Source organism: Streptomyces griseoviridis (assembly GCF_005222485.1).
GTDB lineage: Bacteria > Actinomycetota > Actinomycetes > Streptomycetales > Streptomycetaceae > Streptomyces > Streptomyces hintoniae.
Genome location: NZ_CP029078.1, coordinates 5,011,264 through 5,027,365 on the forward strand (window position 1 = coordinate 5,011,264; position 16,102 = coordinate 5,027,365).

Below are 16,102 nucleotides of genomic sequence, written 5' to 3' on the forward strand. Positions count from 1 at the left end.
GTGGCTCCTCCATGATCAGCACATAGTTCTGGTGGTTAAGTGTCCCTCACGCCGCAGTGTGATCGCGAAAGGGGCTGGTGGTCGTGCCAGAACTGAGGCCGTGGCGGGCCGCGAGACCGCACCTGGTGCGGGCCGCGAACGCCGTTCGACCGCGTCTGGCGCGTGCCGAAGAGGCCGTACGACCACAGGTCGCACGCGCCGTGGAGGCCGTGAAGCCGCGTCTCGCACGGGCCGTCGACGTCACGAAACCGCAGCTCACACGGTTGGCGACGGTCAGGCCCCGCAAGACCTGGCAGTACACGGCGACCGCCGCCGGCGCCGGCCTGGCGCTGACCGCCGTCGTGGTGACCGCCGCGGGTCCCTGGGACTCCACGGGTCAGCGTACGGCCGAGCGGGACCGCGCGGTCGCCCTCCAGGGCACGGGTGGCGCAGATCACGGCGGCGCGCTCGGCGGATCGGGCGCCCCCGCGCCCGCGCCGAGCGCCGGGTCCGTCCTCGCCGGGCTCGGCACCGCGGCCGGCGCCGCGCGCGCCACCCCCACCACCGCCTCCCTCGCCGGTGTCCTCGGCCCGCTCCTGAAGAACCCCGCCCTCGGCTCCCGGCACACCGCCGTCGTCACCGACCTCGCCACCGGCGAACGCCTCTACGGCGCGGGGGCGGGCGAGGCCCTCACCCCGGCCTCCACCACCAAGATCGCCACCGCCGTCGCCGCGCTCTCCGCCCTCGGCGCCGACCACCGCTTCACCACCAGGACCGCCCTGGAACCCGACACCCGGGAACTCGTCCTGGTCGGCGGCGGCGACCCCACCCTCACCGCGCACGCCGACGCCGACGGCTGGGCGGACCTGCGCGACCTGGCCGAGCGGACCGCGAAAGCCCTCAAGAAACGCGGCCTCGACGACATCACCCTGTCCTACGACACCACCCTCTTCACCGGGTCCCAGGTTCACCCCATCGGGGTCAACGACAACCTCGCCCCCGTCACCGCCCTGACCGCCGACGAGGGCCGCACCGACGACTCCACCAGCGGCCCCGTCACCCGGGTGGCCGATCCGGCGGCCGACGCCACCAAGAAGTTCGCGTCGTTCCTGCGCGGACACGGCGTCAAGACCAGCGCGCCAGGACCCTCCAAGGCCACCGGCCGCTCCGAGAACCTCGCCGAGGTCACCTCCCCGCCGCTGTCCACCCTCGTCGAGCGGATGCTGACCAACAGCGACAACGACATCGCGGAGGCCCTCGCCCGCCAGGTCGCCGTCGCCACCGGCACCCGCGCCGACTTCGCGGGCGCCGGCCGGGCCGTCGCCGCCGCCCTCACCCGGCTCGGGCTGCCCCTCAAGGGCGCCAGGTTCCGGGACGGCAGCGGCCTCGACCGCGCCGACCGGCTCACCGCCGACCTCCTCACCGCCCTCCTCGTCAAGGCGGGCGACCCCGCCAGGCCCGAACTGCGCGCCGTCCTCACCGGCCTCCCGGTCGCGGGCTTCACCGGCACCCTGGCCGGCCGCTACAGCGACGGCGCCGCCGGTGTCGTCCGCGCCAAGACCGGCACCCTGACCGGCGTCAACACCCTCGCCGGTACCGTCGTCGACCGGGACGGCCGGATGCTGGCCTTCGCGTTCCTCACCGCCGACACCACCGACCCGGCCGAGGCCCAGGCCGCCCTCGACCGGGCGGCCACCGCGCTCGCCGGCTGCGGCTGCGGCTGACCTCCGGCCACCCGCCCGCCTCCCACGGCCTGCCCCAAGGGGGAACGCTCACGTACCGTTGACGCATGACGAGCATCGGTGGTGTCGAGATGGTCGACTGGAATCTCGCGGTCGCGACCGCGACCCGGCTCGCGCGGCCGGGCCCCGAGGTCAGCCGGGACGAGGCGCGCGCGGTCGTCGCCGAGCTGCGCAGGCACGCCAAGGCCGCCGAGGAGCACGTGCGCGGCTTCACCCTGATGGGCACCGAGGAGACCCACGACACCCCGGTCCTCGTGGTGGACAGGCCCGGCTGGGTCCGGGCCAACGTCGCCGGGTTCCGCGAGATCCTCAAACCCCTCCTGGAGAAGATGCAGGAACGCCGCGGCGGCGGCCCCGGCGGCGCGGTGCTCGGCGCCGTCGGCGGCAAGGTCACCGGCGTCGAACTGGGCATGCTGCTGTCGTTCCTGTCCTCCCGCGTCCTCGGCCAGTACGAGACGTTCGCCCCGCCCGCCCGCGACCTCCCGGCCGGCCAGGGCGGCGCGGGCAGGCTGCTCCTCGTCGCGCCGAACATCGTCCACGTGGAGCGCGAACTCGACGTCCAGCCGCACGACTTCCGCCTCTGGGTCTGCCTCCACGAGGAGACCCACCGCACCCAGTTCTCCGCCGTGCCCTGGCTGCGCGACCACCTGGAGGGCGAGATCCAGTCGTTCCTGGGGGAGACCGACGTCGACCCCATGACCGTCCTCGAACGCGTCCGCGAGGCCGCCCAGTCGCTCTCCGGTGCCCGCCCCGACTCCGAGGAGGACGACGGCGGCCGCTCCTTCGTGGAACTGGTGCAGACGCCGTCCCAGCGCGAGATCCTCGCCCGCCTCACCGCCGTGATGTCCCTCCTGGAGGGCCACGCCGACTTCGTCATGGACGGCGTCGGACCCGCCGTCGTGCCGTCCGTCGCCGAGATCCGCGAGAAGTTCCAGCAGCGCCGCGCCCAGGGCGCGTCCCGGCTCGACAGCGCCCTGCGCAAGCTCCTCGGCCTCGACGCCAAGCTCCGCCAGTACCGCGACGGCGAACGCTTCGTGCGGGCCGTCGTCGAGGAGGTCGGCATGGAGGGCTTCAACCGCGTCTGGACCTCGCCCAACACCCTCCCCACCAAGAAGGAGATCGCCAAACCGGCGGACTGGGTCGCGCGGGTGCACCGCAGGAGCGATTCGTGAAGACCGGGGCACGGTCGTGAAGGTATTCCGGCCGACGGCAGGCGAACGCCCCTGCAATCACCCGTCCGAGGGACCGTGAGCCAGGGGTAGGCGTGCAATGCTCGGGGAACGTCCCGGTTCTGTCACCATCTACACACTCTGCGTGACCGAACCGGGCTCACACCCCCGAAAACTTCATGAAGGGAACCGGACATGGGTCCCCATCCTGCGGTCGCGGCGATACGCCTGGCGGTACGCCGCGTCCTCCACGACATCCTCACCGGCCACCCGGCCCCCCCTGACCCCCCGCACGGGCGCACGCCGACGCCGCTCGTGCTCGTCGCGTGCTCCGGCGGCGCCGACTCCACCGCCCTCGCCTCCGCTCTCGCGTTCGAGGCCCCCAAGCTGGGCATCCGGGCCGGCGGTGTCACCGTCGACCACGGCCTCCAGCCGGGCTCCGATCTGCGCGCCGAGGAAGTCGTCCTGCGCATGCGGCGGTTGGGCCTCGACCCGGTCGAGGCCGTCGCCGTGACCGTCGGCCGCGAGGGCGGCCCCGAAGCGGCCGCCCGCGACGCCAGGTACGCCGCCCTCGACGACGCCGCCGCCCGGCACGGCGCCACCGCGGTCCTGCTCGGCCACACCCGCGACGACCAGGCCGAGACCGTCCTGCTCGGCCTCGCCCGCGGCTCGGGCATCCGCTCCCTCTCCGGAATGGCCGCGGTCTCGGGGGCCGACGGCCGTTACCGGCGCCCCTTCCTGAGCCTCGACCGGCAGACCGCCCGCAAGGCCTGCCTCGTCCAGTCGCTGCCCGTCTGGGACGACCCCCACAACGCCGACCCCGCCTACACCCGCTCCCGGCTGCGCCATGAAGGGCTGCCCGCGCTGGAGAAGGCGCTCGGCAGGGGGGTCGTGCAGGCACTGGCCCGCACCGCCCAGCTCTCCCGCGACGACGCGGACGCCCTCGACACCTGGGCCCGCCAGGCCGAGGCGTCCGTCCGTGACGCGACCGGCGTGCTGGAGTGCGCCAAGCTGTACGCCCTCCCGCCCGCCGTGCGCCGCCGGATCCTGCGCCGGGCGGCCATCGAGGCGGGCGCTCCCGCTGGTTCGCTGTTCGCCCGGCACATCGAGGAAGTCGACCGGCTGATCACCGGTTGGCGAGGTCAGAAGGCCATCAACCTGCCGGGCCGGGTCGTCGCCCAGCGGCAGGGTGGCAGACTGGTCATCCGGCAAGGCTGAGTCGCGGTGCCAGGAGCAACCCTCCGACGGCACGGGCAGGCCGGTGGGACGACCGACCGAAAGTGATGCGGGTGGACGCGAAAGACATGGGTGCCGACCTCGAGAAGGTACTCATCACGAAGGAAGAGATCGACGCCAAGCTCGCCGAGCTGGCCGCGAAGATCGACGCGGAGTACGCGGGCAAGGATCTGCTCATCGTCGGTGTCCTCAAGGGCGCGGTGATGGTCATGGCCGACCTCGCGCGGGCGCTGTCCACCCCCGTCACCATGGACTGGATGGCCGTGTCCTCGTACGGCGCGGGCACCCAGTCCTCCGGCGTGGTGCGGATCCTCAAGGACCTCGACACCGACATCAAGGGCCGCGACGTCCTGATCGTCGAGGACATCATCGACTCGGGACTGACCCTGTCCTGGCTGATCTCCAACCTCGGCTCCCGGGAGCCCGCCTCCCTCAAGGTGTGCACGCTGCTGCGCAAGCCCGAGGCCGCGAAGGTCGCCATCGACGTGGAATGGGTCGGCTTCGACATCCCCAGCGAGTTCGTCGTCGGCTACGGCCTCGACTACGCGGAGAAGTACCGCAACCTGCCGTTCGTGGGTACGCTCGCGCCCCACGTCTACGGCGGCTGAGCCCCCGGGGCAACCCGAAGGGCCCAAACCAGTAGGACGATCGGGAACCCCGGCGGGGTTCGCGCCGTTGGAGCATGCAGACGGGTCTGCCAGCCCGCCCGTGCGTCTTCGGGCGACGATGCTGGGGTACCGTCAGAAGAACTGTCTTATCAAACTCACTATGGCAGGAGGGACGGGGCGGATTCGCTCCGTATGGATGGACGTGAAGCGATACTTCCGTGGGCCGGTCATGTGGATCGTGCTGGCCGTCCTTGCCGTGGTCGTGTTGATGCAGGTCGTCGGCTCGTCCGGCGGCTACAAGACGGTGGACACCGGCCAGGTCGTCCAGGCGATCAATGACAACAAGGTCGAACAGGCCAAACTGACCACCGGTGACGAGCAGACCATCAAGGTCCAGCTCAAGTCCGGCGAAAAGGTCGAGGGCAGCTCGAAGATCCAGGCGAGCTACATCGGCGATCAGGGCGTGGCCCTCGCCAACACCCTTCAGACGAAGTTCCAGGACAAGCAGATCACCGACGGCTACACCGTCTCGCCGACCAAGCAGAACGCTTTCGTCGGCATCCTGCTCTCCCTGCTCCCCTTCGTCCTCATCGTCGTCGTGTTCCTGTTCCTGATGAATCAGATGCAGGGCGGCGGCTCCCGCGTCATGAACTTCGGCAAGTCCAAGGCGAAGCTCATCACCAAGGACACCCCCAAGACGACGTTCTCGGACGTCGCCGGGTGCGACGAGGCCGTCGAGGAACTCCACGAGATCAAGGAGTTCCTCCAGGAGCCGGCGAAGTTCCAGGCCGTCGGCGCCAAGATCCCCAAGGGCGTGCTCCTGTACGGCCGTCCCGGTACCGGCAAGACGCTCCTCGCGCGTGCCGTCGCCGGTGAGGCCGGAGTCCCCTTCTACTCGATCTCCGGTTCCGACTTCGTCGAGATGTTCGTCGGCGTCGGCGCCTCCCGGGTCCGCGACCTCTTCGAGCAGGCCAAGGCGAACGCCCCGGCGATCGTCTTCGTCGACGAGATCGACGCGGTCGGCCGCCACCGCGGCGCCGGCCTCGGCGGCGGACACGACGAGCGCGAGCAGACCCTCAACCAGCTGCTCGTCGAGATGGACGGCTTCGACGTCAAGGGCGGCGTGATCCTCATCGCCGCGACGAACCGGCCCGACATCCTCGACCCGGCGCTGCTGCGTCCCGGCCGCTTCGACCGGCAGATCGCGGTCGACCCGCCGGACCTCCAGGGCCGCCTGGAGATCCTGAAGGTCCACCAGAAGGGCAAGCCCGTCGCCCCGGACGTCGACCTCGCGGCCGTCGCCCGGCGCACCCCGGGCTTCACCGGCGCCGACCTGAGCAACGTGCTCAACGAGGCCGCCCTGCTGACCGCCCGCAGCGACAAGAAGCTGATCGACAACTCCATGCTGGACGAGGCGATCGACCGCGTGGTGGCGGGCCCGCAGAAGCGGACCCGGATCATGTCGGACAAGGAGAAGAAGATCACCGCGTACCACGAGGGCGGACACGCCCTGGTCGCGGCGGCCTCACCGAACTCCGACCCGGTCCACAAGATCACCATCCTGTCGCGCGGCCGTGCCCTCGGCTACACGATGGTCCTGCCGGACGAGGACAAGTACTCGACCACCCGCAACGAGATGCTGGACCAGCTCGCCTACATGCTGGGCGGGCGCGCGGCGGAGGAACTGGTCTTCCACGACCCGACCACCGGCGCGGCCAACGACATCGAGAAGGCCACCACCACGGCCCGCGCGATGGTCACCCAGTACGGCATGACCGAGCGGCTCGGCGCCATCAAGTTCGGCGGCGACAACACCGAGCCCTTCCTCGGCCGTGAGATGGCTCACCAGCGCGACTACTCGGAAGAGGTCGCCGCGCTGGTGGACGAGGAAGTCAAGAAGCTCATCGAGAACGCGCACAACGAGGCCTGGGAGATCCTGGTCGAGAACCGCGACGTCCTCGACAACCTGGTCCTCCAGCTGCTGGAGCGGGAGACGCTGGGCAAGGAGGAGATCGCCGAGGTCTTCGCCACCATCGTCAAGCGCCCGCCCCGGCCCGCCTGGACCGGCTCCTCGCGCCGCACGCCGTCCACCCGTCCGCCGGTCCTCTCCCCCAAGGAGCTGGCCCTGACGAACGGCGCCAACGGCACCGCCCCCGCGGTCAGCACCACCAAGGCCCCGGCCCCGGAAGCCGCTCCGGCACCCGAGGCCGCCCCGGAGGAGCGACCCGAGAGCTGACCCGCTCCCGACGCCCGCCAGGGCCCGGAATGGATGCCGCGCCCCCCAGGTTTTAGCCTGGGGGGCGCGGCGTTTGCGTAGGGCCGCAGATCAGAGGCGTGACGTCCACGCGACCCGTACAGGAACGAGGCACCAGATGACCGACCCCGTGATGCTCGGCGGAGAGGCATCGATCGGCGAGTTCGACGAGAAGCGCGCCGAGAACGCCGTCCGCGAGCTGCTGATAGCGGTCGGCGAGGACCCCGACCGCGAGGGTCTGCGGGAGACGCCCGGCCGGGTGGCCCGCGCCTACAAGGAGATCTTCGCCGGTCTGTGGCAGACCCCCGAGGACGTGCTGACGACGACGTTCGACCTCGGCCACGACGAGATGGTCCTGGTGAAGGACATCGAGGTCCTCAGCAGCTGCGAGCACCACTTGGTGCCGTTCGTCGGCGTCGCCCACGTCGGCTACATCCCGTCCGCCGACGGGAAGATCACCGGACTGTCCAAGCTGGCCAGGCTGGTGGACGTCTACGCCCGCAGGCCGCAGGTGCAGGAACGACTCACCACGCAGATCGCCGAGTCGCTGATGACGGTCCTCGAACCGCGCGGGGTGATCGTCGTCGTGGAGTGCGAGCACATGTGCATGTCGATGCGGGGGGTCCGCAAGCCGGGCGCCAAGACCATCACGTCGGCCGTCCGCGGCCAGCTGCGGGACCCGGCGACCCGCGCGGAGGCGATGAGCCTCATCATGGCGCGCTGAGCCGCCCCGGCAGGGCCCGCCGGGGCCCGCTGAGCGGCTCCCGGCCCCTCGGGGTCAGGCGGTGGGGGCCGCCGCGCCGTTGTTGTGGTCGTCGTCCTCGGGGAGCCGGCAGACCCGCTCCAGGAAGAGGGCGGCGACTATGACCGCGATGCCCGCCACCACCGAGAGGCCCGCCCAGACGGCCTGGTCGCGGCGGGGCGACATGTCGAGGATCTCCAGCAGGAACACGCCCGTGCCGCCGTACATCCCGGCGACCAGCGCGGCGACCAGGGCACTGGCCTGACCGAAGACGACCGCGCGGGCCGCCACCAGCGGATCGACGCCCTTGGCCCCCGGCTGCCGCTCGCGCTGCGCCTTGAGGCGGGCGCGCAGCGAGAGCGCCGTGGCGAACAGCACCACCGCGATCAGGGCCAGGACGACGGGGGCGGCCAGCGGGACGCTGGGCAGGGTCCCGACCGAGTTCCACAGGCGGGCCCCCGCCCAGGACAGGACACCCGCGACGACGAAGACGCCGACCAGCACCCTGATGCGCAGCTCTCTCACGGTCTTCCCTCAGCTCCCCCGGTCCCGGACAGTGGTCGTCTCGACCTTAACGACTACTCGGGCAGGTGAAGTTCCAGGTCCTTGCGGGCGGCGACGCCGTCGAGGGTGACGAGGTCGAGCAGCTCGGCGACCGTGCCGCGGCCCGGCACCTGGGCGTGCGGTTCCACGTCGTGCCAGGGGGCCAGCACGAAGGCCCGTTCGTGGGCGCGCGGGTGGGGGAGCGTCAACTGCGGGTCGTCGTCCACGACATCGGCGTACGCGACGATGTCGACGTCGAGGGTGCGGGCGCCCCACCGCTCGTCACGGACCCGGTAGAACGCCTCCTCGATGGCGTGCGCGCGCTCCAGCAGCGACGACGGCGGCAGCGTCGTCTTCAGCAGCACCACCGCGTTGAAGTACGCGGGCTGGCTGCCGGGCTCGACGCCCCACGGCTCGGTCTCGTACACCGGGGAGACGGCCTTGACGCGGACCCCCGGGGTGTCCTCCAGGGCGTCGATGGCGCCCTGGAGGGTCTCCAGGCGGTTGCCCAGGTTGGCGCCGAGGGCGACCACGGCCCGTTTCGGGTTGTGCAGGGTGGTGTCGGCCGCGTCCACCTGCTGGACGACGGAGGCGGGCACCGGCTGAACGGTCGGGTCGCTGTGACCCTGGGTGAACGCGGTCATACTCGGCTCCGGGTGATCGTGACGGTCACGTCGTCGAACGGGACGGTGATCGGCGCGTCCGGCTTGTGGACACAGACCTCGACCTCCTCGACCCCGTCGTGCTTCAGACAGGTCTGGGCGATGCGCTCGGCGAGGGTCTCGATGAGGTTCACCGCCTCGCCCTGGACGACGGCCACCACCTCCTCGGCGACGATGCCGTAGTGCGCCGTCTTCGTCAGGTCGTCGTCGACGGCGGCCGGCCGGGTGTCCAGGCCGAGGACGAGGTCCACGATGAAGGTCTGGCCCTCCTCGCGTTCCTTGGGGAACACCCCGTGGTGCCCGCGGGCCTTGAGGCCGCGCAGCGCGACACGATCCACGCGAATCACTCCTACGTCGTCGGTGGCGGCCGGTCGGTACCGGGTGCGGGCGGCACCCCGGCCTCGAACGAATCTACCTTCGGGCACCGACAGGGCCGGGCCTCGGGGGCGCGGCCCGTGCCGGGGCCAGGAGGTCTCATCGCGGGTCTTTGCTGGGGAACCCGGCGGCTCGCGGGTCGGTAGCCGCCCCTACCCACGGGTTCGTGATTCCAACCACTCTTTGGTCCCGACGGGGGCCGGGAGTCGTCCGTCCGGACGCCTACCCGCTCAGGCCGGAGTGCTGTCCCCGTCGGCCCCGCCGCCGTCGTCGTCCCCGTCGGTTTCGGTCAGTACCGGCGACGCGTGGTGCGACCACAGCTTCCAGCCCTGGCCGGTGCGCCTGAACACGTTGGTGGCGACGACCAGCTGGCCCACCAGCGGGCCGAGTTCCTCGTCGCCCTCGGGGGCCGGGCCGCCGCTGAGGATGTTCTCCGTGCAGGTCACCACGGCGGTGTCGCCGGTGACGGAGACATGCACGTCGGTCAGGAAGAACTGGATGTAGTCCGTGTTCGCCATGATCAGGGCGTACGACCTGAGCACCTCGCCGCGTCCGGTGAGCACCGGCCACCCCGGGTGCACGCAGGAGATCACCCCGGCGTCGGCCGGATCGTGGTACTCCTCGTCGACGCCCAGATCGGCCGGGACGAGCCAGAGCGAGGACACCGTCTCGAAGTCGCCGCGCTCCATCGCCTCGTAGAAGGCGGTGTTGGCGGCCTCCACCTGCTCGACGTCGAGGTGCGGGGCGCTCACGGGGTGACCTCCGTGCTTCCGGCGCCGCCGGCGTGGCGCGCGCCCTCCACGGCGCGCGCGACGCGCACCGCGTCCGCCGTCGCGCGGACCTCGTGCACGCGGACCGCCCACGCGCCGGCCCGCGCCGCGAGCGCGGAGACGGCGGCGGTGGCCGCGTCCCGCTCGCGGGCCGGCGGCGGCGCGCCCTGCGGACCCGCCAGGACATGGCCGAGGAACCTCTTGCGGGACGCGGCGACGAGCAGCGGGTGGCCGAGACCGAGCAGCCGGTCCAGATGGGCGAGGAGCACCAGGTCGTGCTCGGCGTCCTTGGAGAAGCCGAGCCCCGGGTCGACGACGATCCGGTCCGCTGCGACCCCGCCCGCCAGCACGGCGTCCACGCGCGCGTGCAGCTCGTCGACGACCTCGGTGACGACGTCGTCGTAGACCCCCCGGACGGTGGCGCCCGCCAGGAACCCGCGCCAGTGCATGACCACGAAGGGCGCGCCCGACGCGGCCACGACCGGGATCATCGCCGGGTCGGCGAGGCCGCCGCTGACGTCGTTGACCAGGGCCGCGCCGGCCGCGAGCGACTGCTCGGCGACCGAGGCGCGCATGGTGTCGACGGAGACGGTGACGCCCTCGGAGGCGAGGCCGCGGACGACCGGCACGACCCGCTTCAGCTCCTCCGCCTCGTCCACCCGGGCCGCGCCGGGCCGGGTGGACTCGCCGCCCACGTCGACCAGGTCCGCGCCCTGGGCGACCAGGTCGAGGCCGTGCTTGACGGCGGCCGTGGTGTCGAAGAAGCGGCCACCGTCGGAGAAGGAGTCCGGCGTGACGTTCACGACGCCCATGACCGCGCAGCGGTCCCACTCCGGAAGCCCGGCGACGCGCCCGCGTCCGCTCTGCTTGCTCATGCGTTCAGCCTAGGCCCCGTACCGGGGCGGGTCCGGCATCGCGGCGGTGACCGACGTGGTCAGGCGGCTCGCGCGCCGGGTTCCGCGACCGTGTGGGCGCAGGGCGCCGCCGTCCGGCCGCGGCGGCGCAGGAAGCGGGGGAGCGGGATCGCGACGTCGACGAACCCCTCCGCCTGCATCGCGGCGAAGCCGATGCGCGGCAGGTCGGACGAGGCCCGGTAGACGACGAACCGGGGCTCCCAGCGTGGCTGGAACTTGGCGTTGAACTTGTACAGCGACTCGATCTGGAACCAGCGGGACAGGAAGACCAGCAGCCCGCGCCAGGCGCGCAGCACCGGGCCCGCGCCGATCTTCTCCCCGCGCGCGAGGGCCGCGCGGAACATCGCGAAGTTGAGGGACACGCGCGTGACGCCCAGTTTCGGCGCGGCCTGGAGCGCGGCGACGATCAGCAGCTCGTTCATGCCGGGGTCGGCGGACCGGTCGCGGCGCATCAGGTCGAGGGAGACGCCGTCGGTGCCCCACGGCACGAAGTGCAGGACCGCCTTCAGGTCGCCGTAGGGGCCGCCGTGCTCGTCCGCCTTGTGCGCGGTGGCGATCAGGCAGTCGCCGTCGGAGGGGTCGCCGACCCGGCCGAGCGCCATCGAGAAGCCGCGCTCGGTGTCGGTGCCGCGCCAGTCGTCCGCGGCCTGCCTGATCCGCTCCAGCTCGGCGTCGCCGAGGTCACGGACACGTCGGACCCGGGTCTCGTAACCGGCGCGCTCGATGCGCTTGACCATCTGGCGCACGTTGCGCATCGCACGGCCGGCGAGAGAGAAATCCGCGACGTCCACCACCGCCTCGTCGCCCAGTTCGAGGGCGTCGAGTCCGGTCTCGCGGGTCCACACCTCGCCGCCCGTCTCCGAGCAGCCCATCACCGCGGGCGTCCAGGAGTGCGCCTTGGCCTCGTCCATGAACCGCTCGATCGCGCCCGGCCACGCCTCGACGTCGCCGATCGGGTCGCCGCTGGCCAGCATCACGCCGGACACCACACGGTAGGTGACGGCCGCCTTGCCGCTGGGCGAGAAGACCACGGCCTTGTCGCGGCGGAGCGCGAAGTGCCCCAGGGAGTCGCGTCCGCCGTGCTTGGCCAGCAGGGCGCGCAATCGCGTCTCGTCCTCCGCCGTGAGCCGCGCGGCCGGGTGCTCGGGCCGGAACGCGAGGTAGATCGTGGTGACCGCGGTGAGCAGCCCGAGGGCGCCCAGGGAGACGGCGACCGTCCACGACGTGGTGCCCTGGTAGTCGACCGGACCCTCGAATCCGAACAGTCCGTAGAGCACATGGGTAATGCGATCGGCCAGGCTCGGGTCGCCGACCATGCGTTTCGGGTGGACGCTGACGATGATCAGTCCGAGGACGAGGGAACCCGCTCCCATGAGGACGAAGTTGGCCAGCGCGCGCCACCGGCTGCGCGGATCGGGCAGGGCCGCGAACTGGTCGCGGTGGATGAGCAGCGGTGCGAGGAGGGCGAGCGAGATGACCACCCCGATGACGGAGTGGCGGTACGTGAACTGCGCGACCGCGCCCGCGGGCAGCAGCACGGCCGCCGCCCGCCAGGCCCGCCGCTTGCGGCGCCTGAGCCCGTGCGCCAGCAGCAGCAACAGCACCCCTGAGCTGAGCGACAGCGCGGCCGCGAACGGCCCGAGCGCTCCCGGCAGCACCTCCGCGAGGGTGTGCATACGGCTGTGACGGAAGCGCGGGAAGACGCCCGCGGCGATGTCCAGCAGGCTCACCAGCGCGGCGGCCCGTGCGACGAGGACGGGCACGGCCTCGGCGCGCGGCCCGCGCAGGACGCGCCGAGCCCTGCTTGTTCGAGGCGGAACCCCACCCGACATTTCCTCATCTGTCTTGACAGACATCGCATCCCGTAGTTCCGCGAGTGACCCTGGACCCGGGCCCGATTCGGGCATCCGGCGACATTGCGCCCTCTAGGACGTAGTCCTGGCGAGTGAGGTTCACTCTCCTCCTCAAAGCTGGTTCAAAGGCCCGGGAAAGTCCCGGGCAAGCCCTCGCGTCGAGCTGGGGGGCGACGGAGAAAGTACAGGCAGGAAACAGTCCATGGGTCTGACGAGCAACAAGGTGCTGGTACTGGCGATCTTGTTCGCCGTACTGCTGTTCGGTGGCACGGTGTGGCTGTGGCCGAGGCTGGCCGGGCGGACCTGGCGGTCCGTCAGCGGGCGCGTCGGCCTGCTGCTCGCCACCCAGTTGGCCCTCTTCATGTCGCTCGGCCTCGCCGCGAACCAGGCCTTCGGGTTCTACGCGAGCTGGGCGGACCTGTTCGGCCGCGAGAAGGACCAGGGCGTCGTCGTCAACCACACGGCGCTCGGCGGCTCCGGCGGTCCCCTCCAGGTCGTCGACACCACCCGGGTGGCCGGTCCCGACGGCTCCCGCCCGCAGGTCGGCGGCGAGATCCAGAAGGTCGACATCGTGGGCACCACCACCCACATCGCGACCCCCGCCTACGTGTACCTGCCCCCGGAGTACTTCCAGGCCCGCTTCCGCACCCGGACGTTCCCCGCGGCCGTCGTCCTCACCGGGTACCCGGGCACCGCGGAGGCCCTCTACAGCAAGCTGCACTACCCGCGCACCGCGCAGCAGCTCACCAAGGACGGCCGGATGCAGCCGATGATCCTGGTGATGATGCGGCCGACCGTGGCGCCGCCCCGGGACACCGAGTGCGTCGACATCCCCGGCGGCCCGCAGACCGAGACGTTCTTCGCCAAGGACCTCCCCGACGCCGTCCTCGCGCACTACCGGGTGGGCCGCGAGCCGGGCAGCTGGGGCATCATCGGCGACTCCACCGGCGGCTACTGCGCGCTGAAGCTCGCCATGCACCACCCGCGGGTGTACGCGGCGGGCGTCGGCCTCTCGCCGTACTACAAGGCGCCGATCGACCCCACCACGGGCGATCTGTTCCAGGGCGACAAGGGCGTGCGCGACCGCTCCGACCTCTGGTGGTGCCTCAAGCACATGCCGGCGCCGAACACTTCACTGCTCGTCAGCAGCAGCCGTATCGGGGAATCCAACTACGCGGACACGATGAAGTTCATAGGGCGTGTGGAGGCCACCGGCGTCACCCGGATCTCGTCGATCATCCTGGAAAGCGGCGGCCACAACTTCAACACCTGGCGGCGCGAGATTCCGCCCGCTCTCCAGTGGCTCAGCGGACGGCTCAGCGACCGCTGAGACCCGTACGGCGCGGGGGCTCCGGGGCCGGGCCCCGGCCCGCGCCGAACCCGTTCACCGGGCGTTGCGCGGCCCGCTCACCGCCGTCCGACTCGGCGAATTCGGCGGCCGGTAATTCCTGATGCCCCGTGAACGTTTCGTTATGGCTGTGTTTTGCGGGGCGGGGAGCCAACGTTCGCCTACGCGCGGTAAGTTTCTGGCCATGCCACGTGGACGTCATCGTCATTCCCCGCCCTTGCACCGGATGCTGCCACCGTCGGCGATAGCGGGCGTCTCCCTAGCCTGCGCGTTCGCCCCGTGGGTCTTCACCGCACCGGCCGTGCTGCGCGTCTTCGCCGCGCTCGCCGCCGCCGTCGCGATCGTCGGGGCGGCCGTCATGCGCCGCTGGGACATGTACGCCGGTAAACAGGTCGCCGACCTCGCACGCGCGCGGGCGAGCGACGAGTGGCGCAGCGAGGAGCGGATCGCCGAGCTGGAGTCCGACCTCGACGAATCACGGGACCTGCGCGGCAAGTTGGAGCAGCGACTTCGCGCCAAGCGCGCCGAACTGGCCGGGCTGCGCAACGAACACGCGGCGCTGCTGCGCCGGTACGCCACCGCCGAGACCGAGCGGGCGACCGCCCTCGAAGGACGCAGGCTGCTGGAGATCGAGGCCGCTCCGGACCCCGAACCGCCGGCCGGGACGACGGCCGCCGATGCCGGTGCCGCTGTCGACGCCGGCAGCGCTGCCGCTCCCGTGGCCGAGGCCGCAGCCGAGACCGGGGCTGTGGCTGCCTCGGGCGCGGCGGACGGCGACGGCGACGAGGACGGGACGCCCGCCGTCTTCTCCCCCGAGGGCTCCCGGCTGTTCCTGCGCGCCGAGGCCGCGATGCTGCGGCTCGCGGGGGACTCGGCGGCGGACGGGTCGGGGCACGGGTCGGGGGACGCGTCGGACGGCCCGGCTGGTGGCGCGTCGGACGGCGCGTCGGACAGCGCGGAGACGGCGGACGGTTCTGAGGCTGCCGAGACGGTTGAGGCCGCCGAGAAGACCGGGACGGCTGGGACGGCCGAGGCCGTCGAGGCTCCGGAGGGTTCTGACGCTCCCGAGGCCGCCGAGGCCGCCGAGGCTGTCGAGGACGGCGGCGACGGGGACGGGCCCGACGGCGGCGGTGGCGGCGACGGCGCTCCGAAGGGCGAGGACGGCCCGCGGGACGGGGCCGCGCCCGCGCAGGGCGCCACCGTGAAGGTCGGCGCCCCCCGGGGCAGCTTCGACGCGCCCGAGGGCGCGCCGGTGCCCGCAGGCGCGACGGCCGCCGCGGCGAACGCCGAGCCGGCCGAGCCGACCGAGGCCGGCGAGGCGGGCGCGACGGGCGAGGCCGACGGGGCGGAGGGGAAGCCCGTGGCGGTCGAGGGACACGCGCGCGCGACCGCCGCCCCGGCCAGGAGCGCGCGCAACCAGCGGGCGGGCCACTTCGTCGCGCCGACCGCGGTGGCCGTCGTCCCGGGCAGCCCCGCGCGGCGCCCGTCGGTCGAGGGCGGGTTCGACTTCTTCGGCACGAAGGCCGAGGACGCCGACGGCCACAGCGACGGCGCCACCGACGCCGACACCGAAGGTGAACCCGCGGGCGCCGAGGGCGCCGGACACGGTGAGGGCCCGCGGGGGACCGCCGAGGCGACCGTGCGCAACGAGGATCTCGCCGACGTCGTCGGGCAGGAGGCGCTCGCGCTGCACAAGGCCGAGGCGGAGTCCGGGTTCAAGCCCGCCGACGAGGAGGCGCGCGGCGCGGGCCAGGTCATCGACCTGACCGCGCACGACGAGACCGAGCACATCGACCTCGACGGACTGCGCAGCGCCGTCTCCTGACGGCGCCTCGCACCAGAACGGCGGAGGGACGCGCACGGGCCGGGCCCGCACGCGTCCCTCCGCCGTTCCCGTGCCCGTTCCC

General features: G+C 72.4%; 14 protein-coding genes. 8 read left to right on the plus strand and 6 right to left on the minus strand.

Annotated elements, in window-relative coordinates; all coding sequences use genetic code 11:
* Positions 1–77 precede the first annotated feature (77 nt).
* The 6 genes from dacB (at position 78) to folE (ending at position 7,712) form a co-directional block, all read left to right on the plus strand.
* Positions 78–1,703 carry a D-alanyl-D-alanine carboxypeptidase/D-alanyl-D-alanine endopeptidase gene (gene dacB / locus DDJ31_RS21565; RefSeq protein WP_164784917.1) on the plus strand — a complete coding sequence of 542 codons (1,626 nt, stop codon included), beginning with the start codon at positions 78–80 and terminating at the stop codon, positions 1,701–1,703.
* A 65-nt stretch (positions 1,704–1,768) separates the two neighbouring features.
* Positions 1,769–2,893: a zinc-dependent metalloprotease gene (locus tag DDJ31_RS21570; RefSeq protein WP_127178693.1), complete on the plus strand. Its 1,125-nt coding sequence runs from the start codon at positions 1,769–1,771 to the stop codon at positions 2,891–2,893.
* A gap of 192 nt (positions 2,894–3,085) precedes the next feature.
* A complete protein-coding gene (tilS, locus tag DDJ31_RS21575; protein ID WP_127178692.1) occupies positions 3,086–4,108 on the plus strand; it encodes a tRNA lysidine(34) synthetase TilS in 1,023 nt (340 codons plus the stop codon).
* Positions 4,109–4,173: 65 nt separating this feature from the next.
* Positions 4,174–4,734, plus strand: coding sequence for a hypoxanthine phosphoribosyltransferase (gene hpt / locus DDJ31_RS21580; RefSeq protein ID WP_127178691.1), 561 nt, complete (start codon positions 4,174–4,176; stop codon positions 4,732–4,734).
* A 196-nt stretch (positions 4,735–4,930) separates the two neighbouring features.
* Entirely contained in the window at positions 4,931–6,970 is a 2,040-nt protein-coding gene (ftsH, locus tag DDJ31_RS21585; RefSeq protein ID WP_127178690.1) for an ATP-dependent zinc metalloprotease FtsH, read from the plus strand.
* Between the two features lie 136 nt (positions 6,971–7,106).
* Positions 7,107–7,712: a GTP cyclohydrolase I FolE gene (gene folE / locus DDJ31_RS21590; protein WP_127178689.1), complete on the plus strand. Its 606-nt coding sequence runs from the start codon at positions 7,107–7,109 to the stop codon at positions 7,710–7,712.
* A gap of 54 nt (positions 7,713–7,766) precedes the next feature.
* Here folE and DDJ31_RS21595 read toward each other — a convergent pair whose 3' ends face one another.
* The 6 genes from DDJ31_RS21595 to DDJ31_RS21620 form a co-directional block, all read right to left on the minus strand.
* Positions 7,767–8,255, minus strand: coding sequence for a DUF3180 domain-containing protein (locus DDJ31_RS21595; RefSeq protein WP_127178688.1), 489 nt, complete (start codon positions 8,253–8,255; stop codon positions 7,767–7,769).
* Between the two features lie 53 nt (positions 8,256–8,308).
* Entirely contained in the window at positions 8,309–8,917 is a 609-nt protein-coding gene (folK, locus tag DDJ31_RS21600; protein WP_127178687.1) for a 2-amino-4-hydroxy-6-hydroxymethyldihydropteridine diphosphokinase, read from the minus strand.
* Positions 8,914–9,273, minus strand: a complete 360-nt coding sequence (gene folB / locus DDJ31_RS21605) for a dihydroneopterin aldolase (RefSeq protein WP_127178686.1) — start codon at positions 9,271–9,273, stop codon at positions 8,914–8,916. Before folB ends, folK begins: the two co-directional genes overlap by 4 nt.
* A 267-nt stretch (positions 9,274–9,540) precedes the next feature.
* Positions 9,541–10,062: a nuclear transport factor 2 family protein gene (locus DDJ31_RS21610; RefSeq protein WP_127178685.1), complete on the minus strand. Its 522-nt coding sequence runs from the start codon at positions 10,060–10,062 to the stop codon at positions 9,541–9,543.
* Positions 10,059–10,955 (minus strand): dihydropteroate synthase, encoded by an 897-nt coding sequence (gene folP, locus DDJ31_RS21615; RefSeq protein ID WP_127178684.1) that lies wholly within the window; start codon positions 10,953–10,955, stop codon positions 10,059–10,061. The genes DDJ31_RS21610 and folP overlap by 4 nt, the downstream gene beginning before the upstream one ends.
* A gap of 59 nt (positions 10,956–11,014) precedes the next feature.
* A complete protein-coding gene (locus DDJ31_RS21620; protein WP_127178683.1) occupies positions 11,015–12,826 on the minus strand; it encodes a phosphatidylglycerol lysyltransferase domain-containing protein in 1,812 nt (603 codons plus the stop codon).
* A gap of 223 nt (positions 12,827–13,049) precedes the next feature.
* On the opposite strand from DDJ31_RS21620, the gene DDJ31_RS21625 reads away from it, so the two are divergent.
* Both DDJ31_RS21625 and DDJ31_RS21630 read left to right on the plus strand, forming a co-directional pair.
* Positions 13,050–14,177, plus strand: coding sequence for an alpha/beta hydrolase (locus DDJ31_RS21625; RefSeq protein WP_127178682.1), 1,128 nt, complete (start codon positions 13,050–13,052; stop codon positions 14,175–14,177).
* 244 nt (positions 14,178–14,421) lie between these two features.
* Positions 14,422–16,020 (plus strand): hypothetical protein, encoded by a 1,599-nt coding sequence (locus DDJ31_RS21630; RefSeq protein WP_127178681.1) that lies wholly within the window; start codon positions 14,422–14,424, stop codon positions 16,018–16,020.
* Positions 16,021–16,102: the final 82 nt, after the last annotated feature.

Bases quoted from the DNA above. Each gene is read 5' to 3' on its own strand.
- DDJ31_RS21570 (WP_127178693.1), top strand. From the start codon at position 1,769: ATGACGAGCATCGGTGGTGTCGAGATGGTCGACTGGAATCTCGCGGTC.
- tilS (WP_127178692.1), top strand. From the start codon at position 3,086: ATGGGTCCCCATCCTGCGGTCGCGGCGATACGCCTGGCGGTACGCCGC.
- hpt (WP_127178691.1), top strand. From the start codon at position 4,174: ATGCGGGTGGACGCGAAAGACATGGGTGCCGACCTCGAGAAGGTACTC.
- ftsH (WP_127178690.1), top strand. From the start codon at position 4,931: ATGGACGTGAAGCGATACTTCCGTGGGCCGGTCATGTGGATCGTGCTG.
- folE (WP_127178689.1), top strand. From the start codon at position 7,107: ATGACCGACCCCGTGATGCTCGGCGGAGAGGCATCGATCGGCGAGTTC.
- folK (WP_127178687.1), bottom strand. From the start codon at position 8,917: ATGACCGCGTTCACCCAGGGTCACAGCGACCCGACCGTTCAGCCGGTG.
- folP (WP_127178684.1), bottom strand. From the start codon at position 10,955: ATGAGCAAGCAGAGCGGACGCGGGCGCGTCGCCGGGCTTCCGGAGTGG.
- DDJ31_RS21620 (WP_127178683.1), bottom strand. From the start codon at position 12,826: ATGTCGGGTGGGGTTCCGCCTCGAACAAGCAGGGCTCGGCGCGTCCTG.
- DDJ31_RS21625 (WP_127178682.1), top strand. From the start codon at position 13,050: ATGGGTCTGACGAGCAACAAGGTGCTGGTACTGGCGATCTTGTTCGCC.
- DDJ31_RS21630 (WP_127178681.1), top strand. From the start codon at position 14,422: ATGCTGCCACCGTCGGCGATAGCGGGCGTCTCCCTAGCCTGCGCGTTC.